Source organism: Serratia sp. DD3 (assembly GCF_000496755.2).
This window is the reverse complement of the sequence record NZ_AYKS02000042.1, coordinates 19532-27790: the sequence shown is the minus strand read 5'-3', so window position 1 is coordinate 27790 and position 8259 is coordinate 19532. Positions and strand designations below refer to the sequence as shown.

Annotated in this window: 4 protein-coding genes and 1 tRNA gene; 2 read left to right on the top strand and 3 right to left on the bottom strand. The window is 48.1% G+C overall.

Annotation, left to right across the window (positions count from 1 at the left end):
- A partial coding sequence (locus tag IO95_RS07035) for a VCBS repeat-containing protein (RefSeq protein ID WP_152554908.1) occupies positions 1-3605 on the top strand: 3605 nt, incomplete at its 5' end.
- Positions 3606-4079: 474 nt separating this feature from the next.
- On the opposite strand, the gene IO95_RS07030 is transcribed toward IO95_RS07035, so the two are convergent.
- Together IO95_RS07030 and IO95_RS07025 are read right to left on the bottom strand one after the other, a co-directional pair.
- A tRNA-Gly gene (locus tag IO95_RS07030) sits at positions 4080-4155 on the bottom strand.
- 249 nt (positions 4156-4404) lie between these two features.
- Positions 4405-4662: a hypothetical protein gene (locus IO95_RS07025; protein ID WP_023490122.1), complete on the bottom strand. Its 258-nt coding sequence runs from the start codon at positions 4660-4662 to the stop codon at positions 4405-4407.
- A 25-nt stretch (positions 4663-4687) separates the two neighbouring features.
- On the opposite strand from IO95_RS07025, the gene IO95_RS07020 reads away from it, so the two are divergent.
- Positions 4688-6763: a glycosyl hydrolase family 28 protein gene (locus IO95_RS07020; RefSeq protein WP_023490123.1), complete on the top strand. Its 2076-nt coding sequence runs from the start codon at positions 4688-4690 to the stop codon at positions 6761-6763.
- 129 nt (positions 6764-6892) lie between these two features.
- On the opposite strand, the gene IO95_RS07015 is transcribed toward IO95_RS07020, so the two are convergent.
- Positions 6893-8107 carry a fimbrial protein gene (locus tag IO95_RS07015; protein WP_023490124.1) on the bottom strand — a complete coding sequence of 405 codons (1215 nt, stop codon included), beginning with the start codon at positions 8105-8107 and terminating at the stop codon, positions 6893-6895.
- Positions 8108-8259 lie beyond the last annotated feature (152 nt).

Below are 8259 nucleotides of genomic sequence, written 5' to 3'. Positions count from 1 at the left end.
TGACCAAGGACAATACGCCAACCTTGAGCGGGACCTCTTCGGTGGCTGAAGGCGATACGATTACCATCTATAACGATAAAACTGTGGTAGGTACTACTACTGCAGGCCCAGGTGGTAGTTGGAGCTTTACACCCAACCCGGCATTGGCAGACGGTACTTACAACTTCAAAGTGACGGGGACCAACGATGCAGATCAGGAGAGTGCGCCGAGTGCGACTCAAACCATCACCATTGATGCGACGATTTCTGATGCGGTAATTACCATCACCTCAATCAGTGATGACTTGGGTATCAGCAATACCGACTTCAACACCAGCGATAGCACGTTGTTGATTAACGGTACACTGAACAAGGCCCTGCTGGCAGACGAGTGGGTCGAAGTGAGTGTTGATGGCGGCAAAACCTGGACTAAAGCGAGCAGCACGACCGCCAGCAGTTGGACGGTAGATCTGCAAAGCAAGCCGTTGACGTCAGCTGACTATACCATCCAGGCGCGTGTGGTTGATCAGGCGGGTAATATTGGTGACACCGATGCACATGCGCTGACAGTGAGCACCGTGGCACCGAACCTGAATGGTTTGACCACCACAGCGGGTATTACCACCGATACCTCGAACGGTTTGACCACCGGCGATCTGTTCAGCCACAGTGCGACAGCGGTAAACAGCGATATGAACACCCGCGACCGTACGGTGACCATCAAGGGGGCGTTAAGCGCTGCACTGCAGAACGACCAGTATCTACAGATCTCCTTTGATAATGGGAGTAACTGGACCACGCTGTTGTCTGAAGCCGGGACTAACTGGAGTCATCAGTTGGCTGCGGTCACTCAGAGCACCACGTTTAACTACCAACTGCGGGTGATTGATGCTGCCGGTAACCTGGGCACGAATGTCAATTTCAATAGCAACTATAAGGTTGTGATTGATCTGGAGGCACCGAATGCGATCCTTGGTGCGCCTGAGGTACCGCAAATTATTAACAGCACCACCAACTACACCTTCAATGATGCCAAATACGGTAAAGTTGAAGCGGGGACGATTGTCTCACTGGTGAGTGATGTCAACGGTAATGGGACCTACCAGGAAGGGCTGGATCAGATTATCGGCTTTGCCAAAGCGAATGATGACGGTACCTGGTCAATCAGCAGCACCATGCCAGCCGGCGCGCATAATCTTGCCTTTATGGTATGGGATGCGGCAGGTAACCGTTCTTCGTTAAGTGCCTCCACCAGCATCGGGGTCACTGAGGGTAACGGCAGCACGCTGATTGAGCAGAAGTGGGGCGGCACCACCGATGGGGAAGGCCTTGGCGTGAATGCGGCAGCGGTGACTATCGGTAGTAATGGCTTGTGGTCATTCTTCCAGAGTGCGCGTGGTACAACGAGCACAAATACCGCCAACTCCGGGCGAGTCTACAATATGCAAAACCTGGAGGATTACAGCTCCAAGTACCTGGCACAACCAAGCGATGTAACCGATGTCTATTATGGTCGCTATATTAACTCGGCCACCTTTGCGGATATTAACCGTGATGGTTTGACTGATGTGATGTCACAGGTCAGTTCTTATGGTAACGGTGGACGTACTGCCTACTGGATGCAGAATGCAGATGGCAGTTACACGGCGAAATCAGTAGACCAAGGCAGCCTTAACCACTTAGGGGGGGTGATAGCCTATGACCGTCACGGTGATGGCTATCTGGACTTTGTGTTGGCGGACTCGGAAGCAGACTCTATATCGTTCCTTAAGAACGAAAATGGTGTACTGAGTGCTGACGGCACAAATGGTCACCCAGGTGGCGCGCTGCCTGCTGGCTTGAGCTTTATGCACGAACTTGGGGCGGTGGATATCGATAATAACGGTACCATTGATATTACTGGCCATGTCGACTTCAACACACTTACGTCGAACGGAGGTAACCTCGGGCGCGGTCTTGCTGTCTTGTATAACCAGACCACAGGTACCAACCAGACCAACTTTGGCAAAGTAGATATTTATTCCAATGTGTTCCGCAATGACGGCCATGAAGATGCCGGTGATAGGGCCATTTCCATGACCTATGCCGATTACAACGGTGATGGTTGGTTGGATCTGTTCCTGAGCCGTGGTTCTAAAGGCGCTACTGTTGGTAACACTGATGAAAGCCGTATCTATCTGAACGATGGCACGGGTAATCTGAATGCTACAGACGCTCAGGCATTATGGTTTGGTGACAACTTGGATGGTGGTGTTTCATTGGCGGTTGACTGGAACCATGATGGTAAAATGGACATCGTTGAAGTGCCACGCTCGGGTGTTACCGCTAGCCCTGCACTCTATCTCAACACTGGCACTAACAACTGGTCGGCTGCCGGCATTGCTCTGACAGCAACAACCTACAGTAATCTGACGGGTGCAGTCGCCCTGGATTATGATTGGGATGGTTCAATGGACCTGGTGCTGTATCGTTCAGGTGCAGATGGCGCAGTGGTGTCGAGTGATAATGCTGCACCGACCTTGCTGGTGAAAAACACCAACATTGCGCCGGATGGTACCAGCCTGCAGATCCGTATTGTTGATGGCCAAGGCATCAATACTTTCTACAGCAATACCGTCAAGCTGTATAACTCGAAGGGTGAGTTGGTGGCAACGCAGTTGATTAACCCACAGTCCTCGGGCTCGAGCAACAGTATGGGTCTGGTAAGCTTCTTCGGGTTGGATCCGAATGAAGTTTACTCGGTGCAGTTGTTGCGTATTACCAATGGCCAGACCAACCATGTTGGCGCAGAAAGTAGCCAAGGCGGTTACACCAATAGCACGGTTAATGAGAACTGGGGGGGCTTAACCACCGGTAAATCCCATGATGCGTATGTACTGACGGCGGAAAGTGATACTGCTGCCACCAATACCACCGCAACGGGCATTGTCGGTACCGGCTATAACGATACCTTCTTTGCTTCAGCGGGTGACGATACCTACAACGGGAGTGGTGGCTGGAACCAGATTGTCAGTGGTAAGGCAGTCTGGAGTGAGACAGCGGGGATGGATATCGTTGATTACAGCCGTTCGTCTGCGGCCATTACAGCTAATTTGTGGGAAGGTACGGCCACAGGCCAAGGCTCTGATAAGTTGATCAGTATCGAAGGCTTGATTGGCTCTAGCCAGGCGGACACCTTTACTGATAACTCGGCTAACAACCTGTTTGAAGGCCGCGGCGGCAACGATACGTTCTACCTGATTAACGGTGGTAACGATACGTTGATGTATAAGGTCTTGGCAGGGATGGAAACTGACGGCACCGGCGGTAATGGCAGCGATATCGTCCATGGCTTCCATGTGGGTGACGTGGTGACTGACGGTGATGCAGACCTGATTGACCTGAGTGATCTGCTGGACTACAACGGCTCAATCTCCTTCTTCCAGGATGATGGCAATATGGAATTGGACTACTCTTCCCAAGGTATTCTTAAGTACCTGAAGGTGGAGAACGTCGGCAATGACACGGTGATCAGTATTGATCGCGATGGTTCAGGCAATGCGAACGTCTTTACCAGTGCCATTACGTTGGCTAATGTCCATACTGATCTGGAAACGTTGTTGCAAAATAACCAAATTATTGTCTAACCAATAACCAAATTATTGTCTAACCAATAAATTGGGAGCCCACAGTGGAAACACTGTGGGCTCTTTTTGTATAGCTGATCAACAGATTACGGATGACCTAATTCAGGGTCATGACAACAACAGCAATTTATTGATATTGATGGATGAAATAGTTTGCGGGTAGTTCTGGCACGGCAAACGGCTAAATCGGTCAGGTGAGCCATTGCGGGTTGCTCTCATCTATATTGGTTTTCAGTTGTGGTTCTGGTGAAGAGGAATAGGAAGCAGACACGCACTGCCATTAAAGGTAGCTACAGACTGTTGATGAGGAAAATTGTCCGATTGAGCTACTAAATAGGCTCGAGGGTGTTGTCAGTGGACTTAAATGATCTGAGTTTGAGTACATTCCCATGTTATTGCATGGAAGTTACGAGAAGATTTACGATTTTATTTCAATGAGTTGTGGAACCAAAAAGCTTCCACTGGAAGAAGAATTGGAGCGGGAAACGAGACTCGAACTCGCGACCCCGACCTTGGCAAGGTCGTGCTCTACCAACTGAGCTATTCCCGCGTCGCATAGGTACTATCTTATCATTGACTTATAACTAGCTTACTTATTACTGCGTCATCTGTTGTTCAACAGCATGATTTACGTATTTTGAGCCGGCAAATAACTCAAGCTCTAATTTAACACATTGATATTAAATGCTTTTGAACATTCACTGCCAATGTGGGCCGCATTATGTACCAATCGTTTTGCCTTGGCAACCCCCACTTTTCAATAAAACGCTGTCTGACATTCTGAGTGAACATTTTCCGTTCATAGCGATCTATTCTTGAACACCCTTAGCGGTGCGGCTGATATCGCAGCGTTACCCCCCTTCCCCTCCTCTGTGATCTCCCTGACAATAACAAACAAAAAATCGATTTTAATCAAAAAAAGAATGATATTTTCTATTTTTTGAAATTGTATTTCAATAAATAAAACTACATTATTGCCGTGATGCCGCTTATCGATACTGGCCACTGCGGCAATCAAAAAATAGAATTTTTTTCCAGAAAAATGATGTTTAAACATCACGTTAACCTGATTGGAGAAGAGTATGTCTGGTTTTTTATTTTCTCGCCGTATTGCCTGCTGTCTACCCCTGGTATTCAGTGTATTAGTTAGTGGGTGCGATAATGGCTCGAGTTCAAACATGAACTCAAACGCGAACTCGAACGAAAACTCAAACTCAAACTCAAACTCAAGCGAAAACTCAAACGAGAATTCGAACTCGAACTCAAACGAGAACTCGAATTCAGACTCCCCCGTTGATCGCTCTGCCGCACCACAAAATGTGCGTATTCCGCCACTTGCCTATGATGAACATAGTGTGGTGCTAGTATGGAACAAGCCGCAACAATACAACAATATCAGCGATTATAACGTCTATATGAATGGCAAATTGCTTGGTGGCACCAAAGCCAACCACGATGCCTACTCACCGGCTAAGCCCTATATCGATAGTTTTTATCAAAACCGAGATCCTAATCAGTGGCATAGCAAAATCAGCCTGCATAATTTTACTGTTCAGAACTTAACGCCTGAAACCACCTACCAATTTACGGTACGTGCAGTTTATGCTGATGGAACCGAATCGGTAGAAAGTTTACCACTGGCATTTACAACCCCCACCGCGCCCCAAGTAGTCAATATCCAAAACTACGGCGCAGTAGGTGATGGTACGACACTGGATACCGCGGCAATCCAAAAGGCCATTGATAGCTGCACCATTGAACTGTATCCACAAGGCTGTAAAGTGCTCATTCCCCCGGGCACCTTTAAAACCGGCGCACTGTTCTTACACAGTGATATGACGCTGGAAATCACCGCCAATGCCACTTTGCTAGGGTCGGCATCCCCTGACGATTACCCGCTGGAAAAAGGCTATTACCTCTATCCTTATCAGCTCCCTGCCCCACTGCCAAAACGTCCGCCATCATTGATTAATGCGCTAAAGCCCAATGATACTGGCTCTGCCCATGCCGGTACCTTCAAGAATATTCGCATTGTTGGTCAGGGAACCATTGACGGCAATGGCTGGGTACGCGGCATCAAAGCGGGTGGCCCAGAAAATCTCACCGATGAAACGGGTAACACGCTGCCACAATATCGTGCCAGTAATGTCAATAAGGTCAATACGGACGGTATTCTCGCCGCGGCACAAACTGCACAGGGGATTGCTGATGGTCTGCCTGCCAGTACCGCATACAGTAACCGACGCTCCAGCTTAATCACCTTACGCGGTGTTGAGAATCTCTATATTGGCCAATTGACCATATTAAACCCGGCCTATCATGGCATCATGATGTTGGAAAACGAGAATATCGCCATCAATGGCATTATTAATAAAACCTACGATGCCAATAACGCCGATGGGCTGGAGTTTGGTAATAGCCAGAACGCCATGGTGTTTAACAGCTTCTTCGATACTGGCGATGACTGCGTAAACTTCGCGGCAGGTTTCGGCGCAGGAGTTGAGGAGTATCACCAACCGCCGCAAAGTGGCACCTGGATTTTCAATAACTATTTCCGTAATGGTCACGGGGCCGTTGTCGCTGGTAGCCACACTGGTGCCTGGATCGAGAATATTCTGGCGGAAGATAATGTGATGTACCTGACCGATGTTGGTCTACGGATGAAAAGCCGCCCTTACTATGGTGGTGGTGCACGTAATGTAGTATTTCGCGACAATGCGATGTCATCCCTTGGCAAGCAACCGTTTATCTTTACTATCAAGTACGCTTCCGATGTTAATGACGCGGTGCCTGCATCAGAACCGGCACAATTTCGTGATGTACAAGTACAAAATATCAGCATTGATGGGGGTACCCAAAATAGCATTTTGGTTGACGGTATGACCGTTGCGGAGATGGAAGCGGCTTATGGCTTCACTTTCCCACGTGATGCTTATCATCAAAATCTGCATTTTGAAAATGTCAGATTTAACCACGCCATTGCGACCAATATCTCCTTTCTACATAACAGCCAATTCGATAATGTAACTTATCTTGATACACAAAAGGCATGGAGCTTCAGCTATATACAAGATGTTTTGCTACATGACTCAGTCAATAACATCACCCTGACCACGCAGGCAGATGAAGTGCTGACTTATGAAGCTGCAACAAATTAAAGGTGACTTAATCTAACCTCAGCCGTAGGTTTATCTCCTGGCTCTCTGCATCACTGTATTGTGATACAGAGAGCCAGATATGGCGCTGGCCGCTAAACGGTATTCTATCGGTTGGCATAAAACAGCCATTTACTGATAAGTGATACCCAGCGTTACCGCCCCAGTGTATTTTCCTGGCACAGTCTTAGATGTTGTACAGGCGTACCACTCCAGTGGGATTGCGATATTACGGCTAGTGGCAGAGAGATCGAACACATAATATCCCGGCAATAATGATTGTGGAGCAAATAAAACTGAACTTGCCTCCCTACCTCCCGAACAGTTTTTTGCGCGGGAGTTTCCCAGTTCACCACGGACAATGATTCCGGTACCATCCACCTTTGATTGTTTGGTATCACTATTGATCAGCCCCAACCCATACAGATCAGCCGTTGCCGTTCCTGTTATCCCAGTGGCTCTAACATAGGCTTTAGCACTGACTGAGCTGCCAGTACAATTCACGGATAAGCTATCACCGACTGATGCTGACATATCGGAAGATGTCGACAGGTTAGTAAAAGTGACCGTACTTTTGCCCACACCTAACGAACAAGGGGGCGCTCTAACAATCAGCCTATCACCTGGATTGAGAATAGCTTTACTTGAAACCAATGCTGCAGTCGAGGTTGAAACTCCCTGACGAAAAAATAATTGCGTCAAGTTATAAGTTCCATAGGGAACATTAGGGCCAATATAAGCCCAGATATTCAAATTAAGGGTGGCAGGAACATTCCCTGCATTCGCATTAGCGGCGCCAGTATAATATATACTCCCACTGCTTGGGGCCCCCGACGGATAGAGGCAATTCCGGCCCAAACTCGCTGCGGATGCGGTGGATGAACTTATTTTGCCATACTTGTCCCAACTGCCCGCAATGGAGTAGATATTTTGCTTACCAGACACCGCCGCAGATGTGGTGCCGATATTAACTTTCGCCCCGCTACTGGTACCCGTTACCCCCACCACAATATCATTGCGCCCACCCACTGCCGCGGTCCCGGTATAACCATTTACCGTGACGGGTACTTGACAGGAGCTATCAATACTAGCGGTTGTCAGCCCACCACCCGCCATACGCAAAGAATAGCTTGAGGTGGTAATTGTCGTGCCGGTCCCGCCGCTAAGCTGCCCGTTAATGGTAGTCAGCTGCATCACACTCCCGGGGAAAACGATATAATCAACCGCAAAAGCAGGACAAAGCATGAAAAGAGCGACTCCACCCACCGCGCCCTGTCTCAACCACAAAAACTGACGTTTCACGCGTCGAGAGACTAAACCTGAATAGGGCATGGTAATATTTTTCATTATCCTTATCCTGTCATTGCTAGTGTTAAATATAAACTTATAGCGTTCTAAAAACACCACGATAAATAAGTTCAGTTTAATAAAATAAAAAATAGATTAATTTTAGCTTGCGCTATTAACCCTTTCTGTTGCCCAAGAAAACCAATGGCAGT